Annotated in this window: 20 protein-coding genes; 5 read left to right on the top strand and 15 right to left on the bottom strand. The window is 38.3% G+C overall.

All coding sequences use genetic code 11. The annotated features are described in order from the left end of the window. Window positions 1-3: 3 nt before the first annotated feature. The 7 genes from BAU15_RS03755 to BAU15_RS03725 form a co-directional block, all read right to left on the bottom strand. Window positions 4-1,128 (bottom strand): Nif3-like dinuclear metal center hexameric protein, encoded by a 1,125-nt coding sequence (locus BAU15_RS03755; protein WP_161841431.1) that lies wholly within the window; start codon window positions 1,126-1,128, stop codon window positions 4-6. Beyond that, the gene (locus BAU15_RS03750) at window positions 1,125-1,826 is read right to left on the bottom strand and encodes a tRNA (adenine(22)-N(1))-methyltransferase (protein WP_161841430.1); all 702 of its coding nucleotides are present in this window, start codon (window positions 1,824-1,826) and stop codon (window positions 1,125-1,127) included. The genes BAU15_RS03755 and BAU15_RS03750 overlap by 4 nt, the downstream gene beginning before the upstream one ends. A 248-nt stretch (window positions 1,827-2,074) precedes the next feature. Continuing rightward, window positions 2,075-2,563 (bottom strand): hypothetical protein, encoded by a 489-nt coding sequence (locus BAU15_RS03745; RefSeq protein WP_161841429.1) that lies wholly within the window; start codon window positions 2,561-2,563, stop codon window positions 2,075-2,077. A 32-nt stretch (window positions 2,564-2,595) separates the two neighbouring features. Next, entirely contained in the window at window positions 2,596-3,522 is a 927-nt protein-coding gene (gene dnaI / locus BAU15_RS03740) for a primosomal protein DnaI (RefSeq protein ID WP_161841428.1), read from the bottom strand. After that, on the bottom strand, window positions 3,522-4,916 hold the full coding sequence (locus BAU15_RS03735) for a replication initiation and membrane attachment family protein (RefSeq protein WP_161841427.1): 1,395 nt from the start codon (window positions 4,914-4,916) through the stop codon (window positions 3,522-3,524). Before BAU15_RS03735 ends, dnaI begins: the two co-directional genes overlap by 1 nt. Before the next feature lie 18 nt (window positions 4,917-4,934). Then, a complete protein-coding gene (gene nrdR, locus BAU15_RS03730) occupies window positions 4,935-5,414 on the bottom strand; it encodes a transcriptional regulator NrdR (protein ID WP_161841426.1) in 480 nt (159 codons plus the stop codon). Between the two features lie 365 nt (window positions 5,415-5,779). Further along, on the bottom strand, window positions 5,780-6,115 hold the full coding sequence (locus BAU15_RS03725; RefSeq protein ID WP_161841425.1) for a CsbD family protein: 336 nt from the start codon (window positions 6,113-6,115) through the stop codon (window positions 5,780-5,782). 220 nt (window positions 6,116-6,335) lie between these two features. Between BAU15_RS03725 and BAU15_RS03720 the strand changes: the two genes are divergently transcribed. Next, the gene (locus tag BAU15_RS03720; protein WP_161841424.1) at window positions 6,336-7,754 is read left to right on the top strand and encodes a polysaccharide deacetylase family protein; all 1,419 of its coding nucleotides are present in this window, start codon (window positions 6,336-6,338) and stop codon (window positions 7,752-7,754) included. A gap of 727 nt (window positions 7,755-8,481) precedes the next feature. Here BAU15_RS03720 and coaE read toward each other — a convergent pair. From coaE to BAU15_RS03700, 4 genes are all read right to left on the bottom strand, one after another. Beyond that, window positions 8,482-9,090 carry a dephospho-CoA kinase gene (gene coaE, locus BAU15_RS03715; RefSeq protein WP_161841423.1) on the bottom strand — a complete coding sequence of 203 codons (609 nt, stop codon included), beginning with the start codon at window positions 9,088-9,090 and terminating at the stop codon, window positions 8,482-8,484. After that, a complete protein-coding gene (gene mutM / locus BAU15_RS03710) occupies window positions 9,087-9,929 on the bottom strand; it encodes a DNA-formamidopyrimidine glycosylase (protein ID WP_161841422.1) in 843 nt (280 codons plus the stop codon). The genes coaE and mutM overlap by 4 nt, the downstream gene beginning before the upstream one ends. Window positions 9,930-10,014: 85 nt before the next feature. Continuing rightward, window positions 10,015-12,660 carry a DNA polymerase I gene (gene polA, locus BAU15_RS03705; RefSeq protein WP_161841421.1) on the bottom strand — a complete coding sequence of 882 codons (2,646 nt, stop codon included), beginning with the start codon at window positions 12,658-12,660 and terminating at the stop codon, window positions 10,015-10,017. A 155-nt stretch (window positions 12,661-12,815) separates the two neighbouring features. Further along, entirely contained in the window at window positions 12,816-13,910 is a 1,095-nt protein-coding gene (locus BAU15_RS03700; protein ID WP_161841420.1) for an iron-containing alcohol dehydrogenase family protein, read from the bottom strand. Between the two features lie 200 nt (window positions 13,911-14,110). Between BAU15_RS03700 and BAU15_RS03695 the strand changes: the two genes are divergently transcribed. The 4 genes from BAU15_RS03695 to BAU15_RS03680 all read left to right on the top strand — a co-directional run bounded on the left by BAU15_RS03695 (window position 14,111) and on the right by BAU15_RS03680 (window position 18,164). Continuing rightward, window positions 14,111-15,622 carry an ABC transporter substrate-binding protein/permease gene (locus BAU15_RS03695; protein ID WP_161841419.1) on the top strand — a complete coding sequence of 504 codons (1,512 nt, stop codon included), beginning with the start codon at window positions 14,111-14,113 and terminating at the stop codon, window positions 15,620-15,622. Then, entirely contained in the window at window positions 15,615-16,337 is a 723-nt protein-coding gene (locus BAU15_RS03690; protein WP_161841418.1) for an amino acid ABC transporter ATP-binding protein, read from the top strand. The genes BAU15_RS03695 and BAU15_RS03690 overlap by 8 nt, the downstream gene beginning before the upstream one ends. A gap of 9 nt (window positions 16,338-16,346) precedes the next feature. Continuing rightward, the gene (locus tag BAU15_RS03685; protein WP_161841417.1) at window positions 16,347-17,498 is read left to right on the top strand and encodes a pyridoxal phosphate-dependent aminotransferase; all 1,152 of its coding nucleotides are present in this window, start codon (window positions 16,347-16,349) and stop codon (window positions 17,496-17,498) included. Between the two features lie 120 nt (window positions 17,499-17,618). Further along, a complete protein-coding gene (locus tag BAU15_RS03680) occupies window positions 17,619-18,164 on the top strand; it encodes a hypothetical protein (protein WP_161841416.1) in 546 nt (181 codons plus the stop codon). Window positions 18,165-18,230: 66 nt separating this feature from the next. On the opposite strand, the gene BAU15_RS03675 is transcribed toward BAU15_RS03680, so the two are convergent. From BAU15_RS03675 to BAU15_RS03660, 4 genes are all read right to left on the bottom strand, one after another. Then, the gene (locus BAU15_RS03675) at window positions 18,231-18,911 is read right to left on the bottom strand and encodes a Bax inhibitor-1/YccA family protein (protein ID WP_161841415.1); all 681 of its coding nucleotides are present in this window, start codon (window positions 18,909-18,911) and stop codon (window positions 18,231-18,233) included. Further along, complete coding sequence (locus BAU15_RS03670) at window positions 18,904-19,386, bottom strand: MaoC family dehydratase (RefSeq protein WP_161841414.1); 483 nt, start codon at window positions 19,384-19,386, stop codon at window positions 18,904-18,906. Before BAU15_RS03670 ends, BAU15_RS03675 begins: the two co-directional genes overlap by 8 nt. 457 nt (window positions 19,387-19,843) lie before the next feature. Further along, window positions 19,844-21,178 (bottom strand): UDP-N-acetylmuramate--L-alanine ligase, encoded by a 1,335-nt coding sequence (gene murC, locus BAU15_RS03665; protein WP_161841413.1) that lies wholly within the window; start codon window positions 21,176-21,178, stop codon window positions 19,844-19,846. 183 nt (window positions 21,179-21,361) lie between these two features. Beyond that, window positions 21,362-22,102 carry a YdcF family protein gene (locus tag BAU15_RS03660; RefSeq protein WP_161841412.1) on the bottom strand — a complete coding sequence of 247 codons (741 nt, stop codon included), beginning with the start codon at window positions 22,100-22,102 and terminating at the stop codon, window positions 21,362-21,364. Window positions 22,103-22,239: the final 137 nt, after the last annotated feature.

The raw sequence follows: 22,239 nt of genomic DNA, 5'->3' as shown, positions 1-22,239 counted from the left end.
CCTTTATTTAAATGCGAATGGTTGGGTTGAAGTTTCTGAAATCAAAAAGTCGACTTCCCAGTTATTTTCTCGTTTCCATTGATTAAATTGTTCAACCATTTTTTCTTTACATAAACTCTCTATATAATGCCCTGGATCAATTGCAGTTATTCCAGCAGCTTGCATATCATGGGCAGTATGATAATAAATATCCCCTGTGATATAGACATCTGCTTTTTTATTAATGGCATCCTTATAGAATTTTTCGCCACTTCCACCACAAATAGCTACTCGTTTTACAGTAGATAATTTTTCAGCTGGTTCAACTATTCGAAGGCCATCTAAATGGAAAGTCTCCTTCACTTTGGCAATAAATTCAGGTAAAGGAAGAGTATCTGTTAGCGTGCCCACGCGGCCTAAGCCATACGTTTTTGGTGGATTATTTAAAGAAAATAAATCGTAAGCTGGTTCTTCATAAGGATGTGCCTCATGCATCACCTTGAGCACAGCCTTTTCTAATGGTTTTGGAAAAATCACTTCGATTTTAGCTTCTTGAACTTGCTCAGGGCGATTCAACTCTCCAATCACCGGATTCGCTGACCCGATAGGAGTAAAACGTCCTGTGCCAATCGTCGAAAAACTAGTATGTTGGTAATTTCCTTGTTCTCCAGCACCCGCATCAGCTAACGCTTCTCTCATTTGTTGAGCAGCCTCGACTGGCACATAAACTGCCAATTTCTCATAAGGAATCTCATGTGTTTTGGTCAAATAGTCTTCTACTTGTAGATCTAATGCCTCACAAAACCAATCATTCAACCCATTTTCGATTATATCCATATTCGTATGCGCTGCATAGACAGCAACGTTGTTAGCAAGCAAATCTGCATACATTTTTTGTTGAGGATCATCCGTTGTGAGTCGAGAGACTGGTCGGAAAATTGGAGGATGTTTAGCAATCAATAAGTCAATTTTCTTCTCAATTGCTTCAGACACAACTTCTGGTCGAACATCTAAAGTCATCATCACCCGCTCAATTGGTTTATTCAAAGTGCCAATATGTAAGCCTACGGGATCCCCTTCTTCGGCCAGCCACAATGGACAATAGGTTTCGAATCGTTGGATAAATTCGTTTCCCGTTAATTTTGTCATGCTAAGCACTCCTCAATTTGTTTGATTTCAGCCTCAACTTGCGCGACCTTGCCACTCGGAACAGTTTCTGCTAATGACAGCTGCTGCAAGACATGCTTCCTTTGCTTCAGCTCTCGTTGCCATTTTTTTAGAAAAACAGCATTTTTTTCTTTTCCTAAAATTGGACCGAATAACAATTGCTCCTGAGAATAGTTGATTGGTTGGGCTACTTTTTCAGCAACAATTACTTCATAGATTTTCTGATTTTCTTCCAAAATACGTTCAGCAATAATCTCATAGGACTCGTTCATCAGCCAAGTCCGTAACGTCTTCTCCCCAATGTTGGGTTGAAGAATTAAGCGCTCGTCTCCAGATAATTTGTTATTAGCCTGCCCTTGTGCCAATATATCTCGAATTAAGCTACCACCCATGCCTGCAATCGTAATCGCAGTTATTTCATCTTCTGGGATAATTGCCTCTAAGCCACTAGCCAATCGTACCGTGATTTGTTGACTAAGATTATTTTTTTTCACTTGATTCACTGCTGAGGTAAACGGTCCTTGAACTACTTCTCCTGCTACAGCAAAATCTATTTTTTTATCAAGTACTAAAGCAACTGGTAAATAAGCATGATCTGAGCCGATATCAGCCAGATGTGCACCCTCGGGAACAAAGGCCCCTACCGTCGCTAGTCGTGTAGATAATTCTTGTTGATTCATAGCGCCACTCCTTCGTTCATTATTATATCATTCTTACTGTGAAAAAAAAGAGAAGCCCCTCATTTAATGATTATTAGTAGAGACAAATACATAATCGATAACATTGGAAAAAAACATTCAAAATGAGGAGCCGTTTAATAAAAAGTCAAAATGAAAAAGTGAATAACTATCGGAAATTGCTTCCAATCATTATTCACTTTGATTCGTTTATTCAAGGAAAACTCACATAAAAAGCTTCTATTCGTATGTTAGTTAGCTGTTACCTGTTCCACAGAATTCCCGGCTACTTGTGGCGGCAAAGACATAGTCATCATAGGGATTCCTTTTAGAACGAAAGTAATCTTTGAGCCCTTTTTCAGCACCTCTATGGAAGTATCTTCACCTAGTTGATCCTTCTTAACATTTAAGATGACGCCATCATTAGATAACATGGGTAAAATGTTTTCTGGGTCTTCCTCAGCATTAACCTCGCTTAAAATTAAGCGAATCTGTTCACTATCCTTTTCACTTTGTGTGGCATCCTCACTTAAAGTAGCTGTAAATTTAGAACGAACGTGACTTTTGTCTTCACTTGTTGTCATTTCTGTCCCCTCATCTTCTCCAGATCCTTGTGTCGATGTGGTGCTTATTTGACTTGACTCTGAACGAGCTTCACTTTTTTTATTTTGATTAGAGCAGCCGACTAAAATCAGCGTCAATCCAACGATACATAAGCTGCTTAGTAACCCTTTTTTCATTGAACTACACCTTCCACTGTAGAATACTAGTACTAGCCATTACGGCGATTTTTCCCAGACATCCAAACTTCTTTTGTTAAATAGCGAATTCTTTCCATAATTCGTTTCGCTTTCAATGGTTCTTCATCTCCACGTTGAGTAACCGACAGATGATCTTCCAATTCCTCCATAGAAAAATTAGAAGAGAAGAAAGTTGGCAATTGTTCTTGCATTCGATACTGCAGAATAACGCCAAAGACTTCATCACGAATCCAACTACTCATTGCATCAGCACCAATATCATCAATCATTAAAACTTGTGATTTTTTTACGGCATCTAGTTTTTCAGCTACTTGATCTTTACCAATTGCCTGTTTCATTTCCACTGCAAAGGTTGGAAAATGCACAAGGGTCGTACTAAATCCTGCAACCGCAAGCTCACCAGCAATTGCCCCTAATAAATAAGTTTTACCGATACCAAAACTACCTACCAGATAGAGCCCCTTATGAAAAGCTTGTCGATCACTTGTATAGCCTTCGATAAAATCAAGGGCCGCAGACAATGCCTCACCTCGTCCACTTGTATTCTCAAATGTTTTGAACGAAGCATTTTGGATATCTTTTGGCATATCCATCGCATGAATCCGACTTTTAATCTCTTCTAATCGTCGTCTAGCAACGAGGGCTTCTGTCGGCACATAGGTGACATCTACATAATGAAAGTTTAAGACTAATTGTGGCTCGTATCCCGGAGCAATCATGGTTGGATCATTTAATTGATATTTCCGTTTTTCTTGGACAAATTCATACAATTTGGCATAGCTTTTTTCTATATCCTCTTGTGTCAATTTCTCTTTGTGCTCAGCCAAGAATTGTTGAACATCCTTGTCCGCTAAGACCTCATTCATCATTTCAGTGAACCGATCAAGGTAATTTCGTTGTTTGACTATTTTTGAAAGTTCTTTTCCTACGTCTTCCATCAGTCCTCACCTTCCTTCTTGGCTAGAAAATTTTGTAGCCTACGATTAATGGCTTCTTGTTTTTCCGTATCCGCTGGCCCCTCTACTTGGGGTTTATTTAACCACTCTGGAAGCTTTTCACGGCGTACACGTTTTTGTGAAGTTCGTCGAGTCGGTCGTTCACTTTTTTTCGCCGCTTCTTCTTTCACTGTTCGTAAATGGCGTACGGCATCTTCGGTGGTTTGAATCTTAAGTTGGGACCAATCATTGGCAATTTTATTAACAAAACTACGCGTCAAAGTAGGATTATTTTTAATATTCAGCACATAATTAACCAGCACATTGATGACGCTATTTTTTAATGCTGATTGCGTGATTAAATCTTGAATCAGCCACGTTTCATCTTTAGTAACAAAGCCATTTTTTTGGGCTTTCATTGCCTCTAAATAAATCATTGGCGGAATTTCTTCACTATCTTTGACTAAGCGAATTTCTTTTTCACTAAAACCTTCTTGGCGTAATGTGTTGAATCGTCGCGTTTTATCATCCGCAGACTCTTCTTCAAGCGTTTCTTTCTCTGATTGTCGATGACTAGGTAGATTAGCTACAGACAAATGTTGTTGAAGAGCTTTTTTCTCTAATGTATTCGTAAGTAGATCAACTGCGGGTAAACTCAACTCGACTAATTTTAGTTCATCAATACCATACATCGAGTGATACAAAGTGAATACTTCTTTGGCTGACTCCTCAACGCTTACGGACGTTCCTACTTTTCTATCCAGAAGTTCTTTCATGAATTCCCAATTTAACTCATTTAATTCAGTTGCTAAGGTTTTTTTAGCCGCTTTTTGCTCGAATTTGTCTTTCACTTTTTCTAATTGGCTATTTTTGTCGCCTAATTCTTGATTATGCCAACCATAGACCTCCAAAAATTTTTTGGTAATTGGCTGATATCCAGTTAAATCGACAGATTTAGGTTCAAACGATTGAACCAAGCGGTGAAATTTATTTTCACCTACCGAATTTAACAAATGAAAAGACAGTACCGTATCTTTAAAAAATTCGATGGGTTCCATAGGAGAAAGAAGCTTATACAGAAACATTGTCCCCACTTCTGGTGTGACCTTTTTATAAGTTTCCAATAAACCAATGCCCTCTAATTTGTTTTTTGCTTCATAAAATTGAGGAATTCCGGTATTTAACATCGTCAGTAATTCCGCATGGAGCGCTTCAGGGCTTAAGCCATTGGACTCATTCACTTCACTGACCATTAGCAGATACAGACTCAATGCTTGCGCGCCAATAATAGGTTGATATAACTGTAACAAAGCCTTTTCTGCTAGATCAGTGTGGGGAATAGCTTGGCTAATTTGATAAATATTTTTTGGTTGGATTTCTTTCCAGGCACTATCCAAGAAAAGGCCTCCTTTTGACTACTCTTTATTTTTATTTTCTGATTTCGCCTTTTCGACAATGTCTTGAAGCTCTTTCAAAAAGACAGACATATCTTTAAATTGGCGGTACACACTCGCGAAGCGAATATAGGCAATCTCATCCAGATCAACAAGCTCTTCCATCACGTATTCGCCGATTAAATTGGTAGAGACTTCACTTTCTCCTAAATTCTGTACACGATTTTCTACATGGTCCACAATGGCTTCCATTTGTTTAATGGCAATCGGCCGTTTTTCAGCAGAGCGAACTAACCCACGAAGAATCTTTTCGCGATTAAATTCTTCTCGATCCCCATTCTTTTTGATTACTAATAAAGGCGCAGCTTCAATTCGTTCAAATGTAGTGAAACGGAAGCCACAGTTTTCGCATTCTCGCCGACGTCGGATAGCACGTCCATCATCTGTTTGACGACTATCTACAACGCGAGAGTTATTGTTCTGACATCTTGTACAACGCATGACTTTCACCTCGGGTTTGTTATTCTTTAACTGATTATTGTGCGTATAATATAAATAGAGATTCTGTCTATACTTAGACGTTTGCTCTCTCTTTTAACTACTTACTCTGTTGTCACGTGTATATTATAACATGAAATTCTTTACAGACGTATAAATCTACTTAAAAAAAGCCATGAGAAAGCCGATAAAAGATCTTGGTTTTTTTAGCCACTCCTGATAACACTCTGATCCCCTATATTTCTGCATTTTTTGTCGATCTTTCTCAACTTAACTAGTCGTAAAATAGAATTCATAAATAGCTAGAAAAACACCTTTATATGAGCAAAAATACCTGATTATCTGCTCTATATAAAGGTGTTTTATTATCATTTTTCTTCAATTCCAGTGTAATGTTTCATACGAATTTCTTCTCTTTCTTGTTTCGGAGAAATATGCGGTGCCTGACTCACATGTTCAGTTGGATTCTGGTCTTCTTCAGGCGTTTCAATTTGGGCTTTTGTTAAGTCTTGCTTTTGCGCAGCAAGCTCGTCATAACTATCCTCTAACTCTTTTAAGCGTTCTTTTTTCTTTTGAATCAGCTCAGTTGCTTGGTCAGCTTGTTCCTTACCCGATTCTTTAAGTTGTGGATTATTCAATAAATCCCCCATTTTCTCTTTTACAGAACCGACAAGTTTATCTGATTGTTCTTTCATTCCACTCATCATACGTCCTCCTCTTCTTACTTAATAGAATAACAAAATATGTGCTCATCTTCAAAAAATACGCAATATATTTTGAAGACGTTTCAGTATTTATTTAGTCTATTTATCTGACGCTTTTGTTTTAAGTAATAAATAGTCCAACTAATTTATAAGGAGAGATTGAATCTAGTATGTAACCATGTTACCCTAAATTAGTACTATTTCTAAGGAGAATTTTTTCATGACTCAACCCTATCAATCAAGAAGACAAAGACACCAAAAGAAACGGAAAACGAACAGTTGGCTTTCATTTTTACCAGTCGGCGGTCTCTTTCTAATTGGCACTATCTACGCAATAAATAGTTTAATCAACGACTTAACTCCACAGCCTGAGGAAGCTGGAGCAACAGTTTCGTCTAAGCTTCTTTCTGATAAAGAGCAGGCAACGCGCTCATTATTGAAACAATTGGCTGATCAAAAATGGCTAAAGAGTCAAAATTATTCAACAGAAGAACAGACTTTCCTGATAGATAATCAGAATAATGAAGATGATTTAGGTCTTTTATTTAGCCATTTCCCTAAAGAGAACGCGCCAGACATTGTTACCGGAAAAGAAGTCTCAGAAGACTTTTCGGATAGCTTAACGCGCGTCTATTATGATTTTTCTAGCTATACATGGAATGAAGAAAAACACGCTTTTGATCGAGCAGATTCAAATTCTGGAGAGGCTCATTTTGTCAAAAAAGATACAAAAAGACTTCCAGTAATCACTGATTTTTTCTCTGATGATACCGAATTGATGCATAGCCATTTTCTCATTCAACAAGAAATCCTAAACAACAGTAAGGATGGTTCAGCAATCCTCGATCAAGTCTTGGCCAAAGCCCCTTTTAAGACTAGTGAATTAACCGTAACTAAAGTCAATGATATGGGGATTCAAGTGAAGCTAGCCCAACCTGTAGGAGACGTTTCGACTGTTCTATTTCCTTGGGCTGAATTTGCCTATTATTTAAATCCAAAGACTGTTTCAATAAACTATTTCCCTAAAAGCTCAAATAAACAAGTAGCGCTCACCTTTGATGATGGCCCACTGCCTGGAACAACTAAAAAACTGCTAACAATATTAAAAGAGGAACAAGTACCAGCAACTTTCTTTGTTTTAGGCAGTCAAGCACAGCTATATCCAGAAGTGCTACAGGAGATTATTTCTGATGGACATGTTATCGGCAATCATTCATTTGACCACAAAAATTTGACAGAACTCACGGCTGATGCAGTTAAATTAGAGATGCAGGAGACCGATAAAGTGGTCTATAATGCTACCGGACAATTACCCAGATATATTCGTCCACCTTATGGGGCAATGAAAGAGTCTATTGCTAAAACCTTAGATCAACCCTTGATTCACTGGAATATTGATACCGAGGATTGGAAAAAAGGCAAAGCAGAAACCATTGTTGATACCATCAACAATCAATTAGAGGATCATTCAGTCATTTTATTACATGATATTCATGAAACTAGCGTTGATGCTGTCCAGCCCTTAATCCATTCTCTCAAAGAACAGGGTTATGAATTTACAACAATTAATACCATTTTCGAAGGTCCCCGTAGTCGCACGCAATACTTTGGTGGGTCGCGAGAAATTAATGTCTTCTAAATCAAAAAAACTCGACAATAGAAACAAGCCGAGTTTTTTGACTGTATTAGCTAATCAGTAAGACATCAGAAGTCAAACACAAGTTAAGCTGGCCTGTAATTATTTACCCATCTGAGTTAATAATTATCTAATTGAACAAATCTTAATCTGTTATTTCAAAATAGAATAAATACTAAAAAAAAACGAAAAAAAGCAACTTTTTTTAAATACTTGTGGCTAGTTGCGCATCTTTTAAGGGGAAAAGCGAGGCAAAAAAGCTAGTTTTGCTGACAAAACCCACTAGGTAAAGGATTTATACTTTTTTTGATGTTGCTTCATTGCGTAAAAACACCGCAACTAGCCACAAGTGAAAAAAAGCACTAAAGACTGAAATTTGCGGCTAAATGTAAATTAATTTCAGATGCTTTTATATAATTAATCCATTGAATCCCGATTTTACAACGTTTACAAGGCTTATCATCTTCAATCCTATCATTTAAAAAGCAGTAAACTAGCTACTTTTTAAATACTTGTGGCTAGTTGCGTACCTTCCAAGGAAAACCTCAAGGCGAAAAGATTAATTTTAGATCTGTACCCTAGCGTCAGACTCACTTATACAAGAATATCTAGTTTCCCACAAGGCTTTAATTCATCAAGAAAGGGTATGACAAAATTTTGTCATACCCCTATTTATACATATAGTAAAGTGCCTACGACAATTTCCGACACACTCAAGTATATTGTGATTTTATAGTTGTTTATTAGCCAGTTCAAATTGCTTAATCCAGTTCTCCACTTGCTGTTGTGTTTCTTCTCTGGTTCCTTGATTGTCAAAGAGAATATCCGCTTTCTGTTTCTTTTCCTCAATACTCATTTGGCTTTTTACTCGCTTGAGTGCTTCATCATGAGTCAATTGATCTCGTTTCATCAAGCGCTCCAATTGCACTGCTTCAGGAATATATACGACGGCAATTTTCGAGACAGAGGCTTCATAATGGCCCTCATATAGTAATGGGATATCAACAATGACTAACGGTGACTGTTGTTTCTTTTCATCAATCTGAGCTAAGATTTCAGTCCGGATAAATGGATTTAATAGACGATTTAATTTTGTTCGTTGCGCCTCAGACTGAAAGATAATTTTTCCTAGTCGTTTGCGATCTAACTGTTTATCAGTAGTTAAAATTTCGGAGCCAAAACTCTCAACAATCGCTTGTAGCCCCGGTGTACCTGGTTCGACAACTAATCGTGCCACTTTGTCGGCATCGACAATTGGGTAGCCGTGTTTTTCAAAAATCGAGACCACACTACTCTTCCCCGTCGAAATCCCCCCTGTGATCCCTAAGACGAAACTCATCGTACCTTCCTCACTTTCAATTTCTGACAGTTTGGACAATAGTGAGTACCTCTTTGCGCAACTTTTGTTTTAATAATAGCCGTGCCACAGCGAGAACACGGGACACCTGTTTGACCGTATGCCTCCAGAGAAACTTGAAATTTCCCCGCTTCACCTAATGCATTCAGATAACTTCGAATCGTTGTACCACCAGCCTCAACAGCTTTTCCTAAGACATCTATGATAGCTAATCGTAAAGTCGTAATTTCTTTTTTGTTCAATGTATCCGCTGGTTGTTCCGGATGAATTTTGGCCTGCCATAAGGCTTCATCCACATAGATATTCCCTAAACCTGTCACGAGCTTTTGATCTAATAATAAAGGCTTAATCGCTTTATGAGATTTTTTCAAGCCTTTTTCGAATTCAGCTAACTTGAAGACTTCTGGCAAAGGTTCTGGTCCTAAGGTCGCTAATGATTTGTATGTGCCACTGGTGCCTTTAGGAATCAGCGCCATCCGCCCAAACTTTCTGACGTCATTGTAGTGTAGCTGACTGCCATCGGTAAAATGAAAAATAACATGGGTATGCTTAGACACAAGCGGATCGTTTGGATAAAATTCATATTTGCCTTCCATGCGCAAATGAGAGACTAATTCCCAATTTGTTAGTTGAAAGAGTAAATATTTTCCTCTACGATGGACTGCTTCAATCGACTGTCCAATCAATTCTGTCGCAAATAAATCAGATTCTGGTCGTTCGATAATTCGCGGCCATAAAATTTTGACAGATTCAATCGTTTTCCCAACAACTAATCGTTCAAGCCCTTTTCGAACGGTTTCAACTTCTGGTAATTCTGGCATAGTTTTCACCTCACACTTAATAATCATTTTTTAGACTGGAAAAGTAAGGCTTTGTAGCTCTTACTTCCCCAGTCAATTAGATTTATTATTTTGCTTCGTACCATGTTTTACCCCAACTACTATCAGTAATTATAGGGACATGTAAAGCCACGGCATTTTCCATCACTTCTTTGACTAGCTTATCTAAAGTTTCTAACTCATGCTCTGGCACTTCGAATACCAACTCATCGTGTACTTGTAAGAGCATCGTTGCTTCCAATTCTTCTTCCTTCAAACGTTTCGCTAAATCAATCATGGCAATTTTTAAAATATCAGCGGCACTGCCCTGAATCGGCGTGTTAATTGCTGTTCGTTCAGCAAACGAGCGAATATTAAAGTTGCGCGAGTTAATATCTGGTAAGTAGCGACGACGATTATATAACGTTTCAACAAAGCCTTTATCCTTCGCTTCCACGACAACGTCTTCCATATACTTTTTAACTCCAGGATATTTTTCAAAATAGGTATCAATATATTGCTGCGCTTCTTTTCGCGTAATCCCTAAGTTTTGTGATAAGCCATAGTCTGAGATGCCGTACACAATCCCGAAGTTGACGGCTTTCGCTTGACGTCTCATATTCGGTGTCACATCTTCAGCTTTTTCGATACCAAAGACCCGCATCGCCGTACTTGAGTGAATATCCTGTCCCTCAATAAAAGCTTCTTTCAGATGTTCATCGTTTGAAATATGAGCTAAGACACGTAGCTCAATCTGCGAGTAATCAGAAGAATACATCAGCCAATTCTTATCTCTTGGAACAAAAGCTTGACGAATCTTGCGCCCTTCTTCTAAACGAATCGGGATATTTTGCAAGTTTGGATCGACAGAGCTCAGTCGTCCTGTTTGAGTCAATGTTTGAACATAACGCGTATGGACCTTATTATCCGACTGAATAACTTTTAATAAGCCTTCCACATAAGTCGATTGAATTTTAGAAATTTGACGATAGACTAAGATATCATCGACAATCGGTGCTTGTTCACGCAATTGTTCCAACACATCAACCGCTGTCGAATAGCCTGTTTTGGTCTTTTTAATCACTGGTAAGCCCATCTTTTCAAATAAGATGACGCCTAATTGCTTCGGTGAATTTAAATTAAATTCTTCGCCCGCTTCTGCATAAATTTTCGTTTCGATTTCTTGTAATTTTGTTGAAAATTCACCCTTCATTGTATGCAAGCGCGTTGGGTCAACAGTAATTCCGGTAATCTCCATCTCGGCAAGAATCATCGATAACGGCAGCTCCATTTTATAAAATAGGTCTGCTTGATTTTTTTCTTCTAATTCTTTGTTCAGCTTCTCTGATAAGGCATCAATCGCGGTAACTTTTCTGGCAAGATGAGCAAAAAAGTCTTCTTCATCGGCCGGTAATCCACGTTTGGCACCCTTCCCGTAGACAGCTTCGTCAGAACGGACTTCAGTGTAGCCATAATGTTGAGCGACACCTTCAATATCATTACTATTATCATTGGTATCTAGTAGATAAGCGGCTAAAAGGACGTCAAAATCAATGCCTTGCGTCTTCGTAACATAGCGATTTAAGGCAACAAATGTCCGTTTGGCATCATAGACATTCTTCAACATTGTCGCATCCTCTAACCACGCTTTAAAATGTTGATTTTCAAAAATAGCCAAATCATTGGTCACATAGACTTTGGTTTTATTGCCCCAAGCGACTCCTACGATGTCTTCCAAATGATAATTGTCCCCTAGCATTTCGACATATAAAGACATCCCCGTGGTAAACATCTCAGCTGAATACTCATTGACGACATCAAAATTGATATCCTGCATTTCGACTTCTTCTTCTTGGACATTCAATTTAGCTAAAAACTGCTTGAAATCCATTTCTTTGTAAAAAGGGACTAATTTATCTAAATCTTTGCCCTCATACTTCAGAGAATCAAGCGATATTTCAATCGGTGCCTCTGTATTAATTGTCGCAAGTTGTTTAGAAAGGAAAGCTTTTTCTTTATCATTAATCAGGTTTTCTTTCATTTTACTAGCTTTCATACTGTCAATATTTTCATAGACACCCTCGACAGAACCGTATTCCTTCAGTAATTTAATCGCTGTTTTTTCACCGATTTTTGTCACACCAGGAATGTTGTCAGAGGTATCTCCAGCTAGCCCTTTCATATCGATGATTTGTTTAGGCACGAGCCCATCATATTTTTCTGCTAAATAGGCTGGCGTATAGGTTTCCAAATCGCTGACGCCTTTAATGGTAATGTCGACCTTCACCGAATCCGTCGTCAACTGGGTTAAATCTCGGTCCCCAGAGAGCACTACGACATCGAATTCATCTTTTGGTGCTAAAACCGATAACGTGCCGATAATATCGTCGGCTTCATAATTAGCCAACTCATAATATTTCACGCCAAGTCCCGTTAATAACTCACGAATATAAGGCATTTGTTCTTTAAATTCCCCCGGAGTTTTCGAGCGACCTGCCTTATAATCAGCATACATTTCTGTTCTAAAAGTAGTTTTGCCTGCATCAAAAGCCACTAAAACGTGGGTGGGTTTTTCTTTTTCCATGACGTTTTCAAACATATTGTTAAACGCATAAATAGCATTTGTATGGAGCCCGTTCTTATTCTTAAAACGCTCCAGTGAATTATGGAGGGCAAAGAAAGCACGAAATGCTACACTATTCCCATCAACTAATAATAATTTATTTTTTGTCATCGTTACGACCTCTCGTTTCCTACTCAATTAAGTACTCATCTATTCTAACAAATATTACAAGTGATTGCGAAAAGAAAAACTGACTTTCATCTAGGCAATTAAAAGAAAAAACTATCTTTATCTGAAATTACTTCAGTAAAAGATAGTTCTGTTCATTATTTTCTTTTATTCGCTATATATACTTCCAGGTCAATCATGGCCTTTTTTACTACCTCTGCCGTGATGGTTTCTTTCATAAAGTGAATCGTTTCATCTGCTCTGACAGCACGTTGGGAAACTTTATCATAGTCCGCTTCACTCAAAGTCATTTGCATATCCTTCAGGCAAGTTGGCAATCCTAATTCATGATAAAAGGGAATTAATGCATCAATCTCAGCAAATTTTTCCTCAATCACTAGCTGAACAAAGACGCCATACGCAACTTTATTACCATGTAATTGCTGATGACTTTCAGCAAGTAACGTCAATGCATCGTGGATTGAATGGGCGCCAGCCGTGCGTCCGTAATCATCGCCGAAGCCGCCCACCATACCACCAACAAGAATATTGGTTTCGATGACATTTAAAAAGGCTTGATTGAGTTTCTTTTCAGCCATCGCTTGAAGCGCCGCTGTACTATCAGCTAGCAAAACCTCTTGACATTTTTTTGCTGCGAATTCGGCCACTTGAATTTCAATTGATTGAATCGGTAGCTGAGAAATCATCGCGTCCGCTTCGTACCATTTAGCCAAGGTATCACCAATACCCGCTATCATCAATTCCTTTGGTGAGTGTAAAATAACGGCAGGCTCAATCAAAACTAATGCATTACTGACAGGAAAAACATCGTATCGATCCATTGAGCCATCAGAATGATAAACGACGCTGAGTGGTGTATAAGCCGCACAAGTTGCTGCCAACGTTGGTAAAATTAATACCGGAACATCGTTTTGATAGGCGGCAAGTTTCCCAAGATCAGCTATTTTTCCACCACCCACTGCGACGATTGCAGTCAATTTATTTTCTCTAATAACCGTAGACAATTCCTCAGCACGTGCATCGGTACATTCACCGCCATAACGAACAAAGTATGCTTCAATCGTAGGTAGTTCTGGAAAATAAGGCTTAGCCGCCTCCCATGATGCATCCCCGTGAAGCACCATAACTTTTTTTAATTTTCTTCTATTTAAATGATTTTCTAACTCATCCCAAGCATGTTCTTTACATTCGTATTCCTGAGGTGCCCCTCTGACGATTAATGATTGGCTCATATTTTTGTTTGCTCCTCTTCTAATGAAATCTATTTGATAAAAAGTTCCTAAAAAAATTGAAATTTGTTTGTGAAAAGCTCTTTTCCTTCTACTTAATCTATGATATGATAACTCACATCTAAAAACAATAAATTTTTATGCATTTATTCATTATTTTGGAATATTTATTTAAAAATTAATAAAAAAAGGAGTGCTAGTAAATGAAGAAACCCTTGAATATTTTTGCTCTAATTTTCTCATTATTTATTACTTTATCCACCTTATTACCTACTGTATCAGCTTATGCAGAAGAGAAGGATGCTATCTATGAGGACGTCATGAAGCGTGGTGAACTGATTGTTGGTCTCTCTGCCGATTATGCACCTTACGAGTTCCACGCGGACGTCGATGGCAAAGATACGATTGTTGGGTTTGATGTCTCAATCGCTAAGAAAATCGCGGATGATCTTGGTGTCGAATTAAAAATTGAAGAATTAGGCTTTGATGCCTTATTAGGTGCCTTAAAAACCGGCAAAATTGATTTAATCATCTCTGGTATGGCGCCAACCCCTGAACGGATCAAAGAAGTTAACTTTTCAGATTCTTATCTAGTCGTTCAACAGCGGGTACTTGTCCGTAAAGAGGACAAAGAAAAATTTACCTCCGTTAATGATTTTGATGGCGTGACGGTGGCCGTTCAAAAACAAACCACTCAAGAGGAATTAGCAAAAAATGAATTAGTTGGCTCAATCCCAACTTCTCTTCAAAAAATTCCCGATGTCATTATGAATTTAACAAATAAAAAAGTCGACGCAGCTATTTTAGAAGGACCTGTTGCCGATGCCTACATCGAACGTGATAAAAATTTAGTCTTCGCAGATGTAACCTTCGACAATGGTGCCAAAGAAACGGCTGTAGCTATCTCTAAAGACGCGCCCGTTCTAACTGAAAAAGTCAATGCTTCAATCAAAACAGTCAACGACAATAATTTATTAGAAGGCTACAAAAAAGAAGCCGGCAAGCTAATGTTTACCGATGATCAAGGCTTCTTACAAAAATATGGTAAATTCTATGTAAGTGGCGCTGGTTATACAGTATTCTTAGCTTTCATTGGCGTACTTTTCGGCGCAATCCTGGGTGGCGTACTGGCTTTAATGAAGCTGGCTAAATCAAAAATTTGGCGAATTCTCGCGTCTATCTATATTGAATATGTCCGCGGTACACCGTTATTAGTCCAAATCTTTATCGTTTATTTTGGGACACCAATTCTCTTCCAAGGAATTTCTGTACTAACCGAATCTATCGGGCTCGGTTCAATCTCCTTTGATTTATCAAAAGTCGCTGCCGGTTGTATCGCCTTATCTTTAAATAGTGGGGCTTATGTGGCGGAAATTATCCGTGCTGGTATTAATGCCGTGAATAAAGGCCAACTTGAGGCCGCTCGCTCTTTGGGAATGAATCAAGGACAATCGATGAGATTCATTATTTTACCTCAAGCAATTAAAAATATTCTTCCTGCTTTAGGAAATGAATTTGTAACAGTTATTAAAGAATCATCTGTGGTTTCAGTCATTGGTGTTTCTGAGTTAATCTTCCAAGCCGGCAATATTCAAGGAGCCAGCTTCAAGCCATTTTTACCATATTTACTCGTATCGTTAATCTATTTTGTATTAACCTTTACGATTTCCCGTCTATTAGGTGTTGCTGAAAGGAGAATGAGTACTAGTGATTAATATTAAAAATTTGCATAAAACATTTGGAAAAAATGAAGTTTTAAAAGGAATCGATTTAGATGTAAAGTCCGGCGAAGTGGTGGTTATTATCGGCCCTTCCGGCAGTGGTAAAAGTACTTTCTTACGTTGCCTGAATTTATTAGAACAGCCGACTGATGGCGTGATTGAGTTTGAAGGTCAAAATATTGTTTCTAAAAACAGTAATATCGATCAGCTTCGTCAAAAAATGGGGATGGTTTTCCAGAATTTCAATCTCTTCCCTCATAAATCAGTCCTACAAAATTTGACAATCAGTCCAATCAAAGTCAAAAAAGAAGCACCTGAAAAAGCGAAAGCAAAAGCTCTTGATTTGCTTGAACAAGTTGGCTTAGCTGAAAAAGCTGAGAGCTACCCTGCTAAACTTTCAGGTGGGCAGCAACAACGTGTGGCAATTGCTCGAGCTCTTGCTATGGATCCTGACGTAATGCTTTTCGATGAGCCGACTTCTGCGTTGGATCCAGAAATGGTTGGAGAAGTGCTCTCCGTTATGAAGGCTCTTGCTGAAAAAGGCATGACTATGGTCGTTGTAACCCACGAAATGGGGTTTGCTCGTGAAGTAGCCGATCGTGTCATTTTTATGGATGCTGGAATTATTCAAGAAGAAGGCACGCCCGAAGAGATTTTTGGTCATCCAAAAAACCCACGAACACAAGATTTCTTAAGAAAAGTATTGTAGGAGGCTATTATGGATAAATTTTCGATTGCAAAACGCCACCAAGCACCTGTTGAAAATATTCTGATGGATATTGCGACACAGGCCAAAGCATTGCCTGATCTACTTGATTTATCGATTGGGGATCCTGATTTAATCACAAACGAAGCCATCATCAATCAAGCATTTGAAGATGCCAAAAATGGCTTCACTCATTATACTGCTTCAGATGGCAGCCGGACCTTTATCGAAACGGTTGTTGATTTTTACCAAAATAAATACGATCTTTCATTTGAAACAGATCAAGTTCGGGCAACAGTCGGTGCTCTTCACGGCTTATATCTCGCCTTACAAGTCATTGTCGATCCAGGCGATGAGGTCATTATTCATGAGCCCTACTTCTCACCGTATAAAGATCAAGTGATTTTTGCTGGCGGTACACCCGTCTTCATCCCTACTTATGAAGAAGATGGTTTTCAAATTAACCTAGACGTTTTAAAAGCAGCGATTACCGATAAGACAAAAGCGATTATCATTAACTCGCCTAACAACCCAACTGGAGCTGTTTTTTCAGCTGAAACGTTTAAGGCTATTGCCGACTTAGCGATTGAAAATAATTTTTATATTTTATCAGATGAAGTCTACGAAGCCTTTAATTTCTATGAAGAATTCGTGCCAATGGCTACTTTTGCACCTGAAAATACGATTACCTTCAGCAGTTTTTCAAAAGCCTTTGCTATGACTGGCTGGCGCATTGGTTACATGATCGCACCTAGCTATATTAATAAAGTAGCGAAATTAATCAATGAGAGCCTGACTTACTCAGCACCGACACTTTCTCAACAAGCTGGTATTTATGGTCTGACACATTATGATGAGCTAGTGCCACCTGTTGTTGAGGTCTTTAAAGAACGTTTAGAATACGTGGGACAGCGTGTTGCTGCGATTGACTTTATGTCCTTACATCCGATAAAAGGCAGCATGTACGCTTTTATTAATATCGAAAAAACTGGCTTAGATTCAGTTACTTTTGTCGAAAAAGTATTAGAAGAAACCAATGTCCTAATGATTCCAGGGAAAGCCTTCGGTGAAACCACTGGTGACAACTACGTTCGGCTGGCTGCCACTCAAGATATCTCAGTCTTGAAAGAAGCCTTCGATCGAATTGAAAAATTAAAATTTTAATCAAAAGGCTATCAGTTATCCATTGACGATAACTGATAACCTTTTTCTAATTGATCAATAAAATACCGTTCGTTATATGATGTACTGACTAAAATAAGACGAACGGCTGGAAGGAACTCAATGAAAAAAATAATTTGTCTACTCGCTCCCCTGATTTTATTGAGTAGTTGCTCGATTTCTGCGCCAAAAACGACAGAATCTGCTACACGCGTTGAAGCACGTGCATCTAACAAGAGAACAAAAGAGTGGAAATCCGATACTGCGGACGATTCAGTTACGTCCGCTGATGATTCCCACGTTAAAAGCCAAGAAATTAAAATCAGTCTGGTTCACGAAGAATCCACCAGAGGAAATCAAGTTGCCCAAATCTCCAACAACAGCTCGACTCCCTATTATCTGGATCTAATGGAGACAGATGAAGAAGTATTAACTGAAGACGGCTGGAAAGCCCCCTATGAGCTCTCAGGTGAATTAATAGGCCGTCCTGGGATATCTATGGGTATAGACATTCCAGCTAAGTCGACAGCCACTGTACCGATTAATCTAGATGTTTTGCCACAAGAACAAAGAACTTATCGATTTACTTACTATTTATACTCGACCGAAGAAGAAAGAAACAACGATAGGAAAACGCCGCTCAAAGTCAGTTTAATTGTAGAAAATTAATCACTCGTATATACAAAAAAAAGAAGTTGACCGTTTAAAACTTGGTCAACTTCTTTTATTTGCTGATTAGTCACGTCCGAAAATTCGTAAGAACGCTAAGAACAGATTAATGAAATCCAAATACAATTGTAATGCCATGAACACTGCAACTCCATTGTTCGCAGTTCCATTTGTTTGGAAATAAATATTTCGAATATTTTGATTGTCGTAAGCAGTAATCCCGGCAAAGATCAATACCATCAAGATGGAAATAAAGAAATCGACTGGGCTACTGTGCAATACGAAACCATTCAGTAGCATAGCTAGAATCACACCGATTAAGGCGCTATAGCCAGCACGGCCAATTCCACTTAAATCTTTCTTAGTGAACATACCGACCGCTGACATCCCAAGGAACATCCCAGCAGAAGTTACGAAAGCTGCTGTAATCTTACCTGGTGTGTACATAGATAATGTAACAGCAAGGGTAATCCCGTTAAGCACAGAATAGGCGATAAACCCACCAATGGCTAAACTTGGATTTTTTTGAGCCTTCATTCCTAATACGAGCACTAAAGCAATTTCAGCAATCCATAAGCCCATGAATCCTAGAGGGAAATTATTGATGAAACTTGCCACTTGTGGCCTGAAAACAGTCAATGAAAGATATGAAGTTAGCGCACTAATTCCAACTCCCATTGCTAGATAAGCATATATTTTTGAATAAAATTTATTCAATCCTTGAACTTGTACTGATTGATTATTCATCTGAATCCTCCTTTGTATCTTCTAATTCAGTCTCAGACTGAGTTGGCGGTTGCACCATGACAACCGCATCTAATACGCGATGATCCTCCGTATTTTCAGCTTCGACAGAAATCGTCACGACATCCTTCATCTTATCCACTTTGATTACTTCAAATTGGAAAGTCAACGTCTCGTAATGATAGATTGGTTCAATAAAATTCACTGAAAAATTCACCACATGAGATCCCGGCCCTGGTAAATGTTTCGAAATTGCGCTTGTAATAATTCCCATGAGCATGACAGATGGTACGATGGGCTGCTCATAGTCTGTTTGACTCGCATAATCATGCTGAATATACAGTGGATTTGCATCATTTGTTAACCCTAAATATAACAACAGCTGATTATCTTCAATCGACTCGGTTAAAGATAACGAATCGCCTTCCTCTATCTCATCAATTGATTTGCCAACTTTTCTCGGCTTACCTATGTTCAAATTAGAACCCTCCATTTTTTTATACCTTTTCAAAGATAATTGTACCAAAATACACTAAAAAGGCAAGTTTGTAAACCAGATATACAAGAAAACTTAGTAATAGCCACCTTTCTTAACTTATAAAAGTGATTAAATCCCATCATTATTCAAATTTCCCCATTTTATTCGGCTATTTGATGGCTTTTCGTAAACTACTCGGAAAAAGCGTTAAAAATACCGCCCATAAACCATCATTCTAAAAATTTCTAACTAGCAAATACTTCCGATAGTGAATTGAAAATTTGGTTAGAAAGATGTGATTGGTCATCTTTGCTTTATTACAAAGTGGAAAAAGCACATCATTATAAACGTATGATCATAAAGAGTGAAAACATAATCATCGGTAAAATAGTAAGAGAGTTGGAACAATGTTCCAACTCTCTTACATATAAATATTATGGAGCGAATTCAGCTCTTTTTATAAAACATTTCTTGTGGTATTACTTAGTAATTTTTCGTAGGCTTGTTCAAATTTTTGAACATCACCGGCACCCATGAAAATCATTACGGCATTTTCATAATTTAATAAAGGTGAGACATTGTCTTCTTTAATGACTTGGCCACCTTTTTGAATTTTAGCACCTAAATCTTCAATTTTGACGTCCCCTTTGTCTTCACGAGCGGAGCCAAAAATATCGCAAAGATATACTTGGTCAGCTAAGTCTAGAGCTTCGGCAAATTCATCCATCAAAGCAATAGTACGCGTAAATGTATGGGGTTGGAAAACCGCAATAATTTCCTTATCCGGATATTTTTGACGCGCGCCATCAATCGTTGCTTTAATCTCTGCAGGATGATGAGCATAATCATCAACAACCGTCATGTCAGCGACTTTTTTCTCAGTAAAGCGTCGTTTCACGCCAGAGAAGCCCAACATTTCTTTGGCTACTTCAGCCATATCCAATTGTTCAAAATAAGCCACTGCAATCACACCTAAGGCATTCATGATGTTGTGCTGACCATACGCTGGCAAGACAAAATGTCCAACAAACGTCTCTTTATGGTACACATCAAAAGCAGAACCCTTTGTCGTTCTTTCAATATTACGTGCTTGAATGTCATCATTTTCATTAATTCCATAATAATAAATAGGAACTGGTGCTTCCAATTTGCGCAAATAAACATCATCGCCGAAGGCAAAAATACCTTTTTTGACTTGATTAGCCATTGATTGGAATGCTGAAAAAACATCATCAATACTTTCATAATAATCAGGATGATCAAAGTCAATATTCGTCATAATCGCATAATCTGGCGAATAAGCTAAGAAATGTCGGCGATATTCACAGGCTTCAAATGAGAAAAATTCCGCATTTGGATCCCCGTGCCCAGTGCCATCACCGATCAAGTAACTAGTCGGTTTGATACCACTTAGCACATGAGAAAGTAATCCCGTAGTACTGGTTTTACCATGTGAGCCGGTCACCGCAATACTCGTATATGGTTGAATAAATTGACCGATGAAATCATGGTAACGAACCACATCAAGTCCCAATTCTTTAGCACGAACTAGCTCTTCGTGTGTGTCAGGAAAGGCATTTCCGGCAATAATCACCATGCCTTCTTTAATATTATCAGCATTAAATGGCAAAATAGTAATTTGCGCTTTTTCTAAATCTCGTTGTGTGAAAAAGTATTCAGTCACATCAGAGCCCTGAACACGATAGCCTTTTTCGAATAATACAAGTGCAAGTGAGCTCATACCAGAACCCTTAATACCTACAAAATGATACAACTTGTCTTGATTTTCCATTAAAATCCTCTTCTCTTATTATATAAAACGTATGTTTATTGAATTATAGTTAGTATTACACGCTCACCATTATCATATAAAACAAAAAAAATTTCAATCATAAATCATTGCATTCTTTTTAATTTAATCAAAAATTAGCTATAAACTTTAGTTGTATCAACAGTTTCAGACTTTTTATTTTTATTATCTAGACAACTCAGTTTGCTCTTCTTGCGTATATAAATCTAAAAATATTGCTTGGGTTTCAGCGGGAATAATAATATCGTTCATGTAGCCAAGCCCTTTTGAGCCGTAGCCATTTGTAGTATCTTGCATTCTGAGAAACTCCCCCAGGACTAGCGCTTTGAAGTAAGCTTGCGACCAACTAATAGTGAGCTCTTTTTGTCTAAACGAAAGAGATTGTGACAGGCTTATTAATTCAGGAACAACTGGAACATAGTTTTCGAATTGCGTGTCCACCTGCTCCCACTCTTTTTCAAATGTAGCACGCGTCCGTCTTTGTAAGATTGGATCATTCATCAAATAGATCGTGCGAGGAGAATTTTCAGTAAATAAGTCTCTCGTGAATCGCGCATTCTCCCCACAATTTGTAGAATGTTTTTCCAGTACTAGTTGCTCCTCAGAAATCGAAAATTCAGCCATCAAATAAGCCGCGTTCATTTCAGCTTCATTAAGTCTTTTAGAAAACTGATAACCCAGACGCGCATAATTATCCCGTAACTTCGCTGTTGCATGACCAACACCGCCAGAAAGAACGAGTGTCTCCACGCGACCTTCCATGACCATTTTCCCAGCTTCCCTAGTCAAATAAGGTAGACAGTTTCCTGCTAAAATTAAAACCTCTGCCGACAGGGATGGATTTTCGGGTTTAGCGGCTAAAAAGTTCAATAGATGATTCCATTTCTCCTTATCACTATTACTCATTAGTAATCCTCCTACATCTTCCTGTTCATAAGCTTATGCGGGTTTACGCAATCTCAAATTCTTTTAGATAGCACAAACTAAATTGCTGGATTAGATAACTGAGAACATTCACCAATAGACTCGAAGTTAGTAAGTGC

Origin of the sequence: Candidatus Enterococcus huntleyi (assembly GCF_009933175.1) — a bacterium.
Classification (GTDB): Bacteria; Bacillota; Bacilli; order Lactobacillales; family Enterococcaceae; genus Enterococcus_K; species Enterococcus_K huntleyi.
The sequence above is the reverse complement of the archived record's forward strand: the minus strand, read 5'-3'. Positions and strand labels throughout refer to the sequence as shown.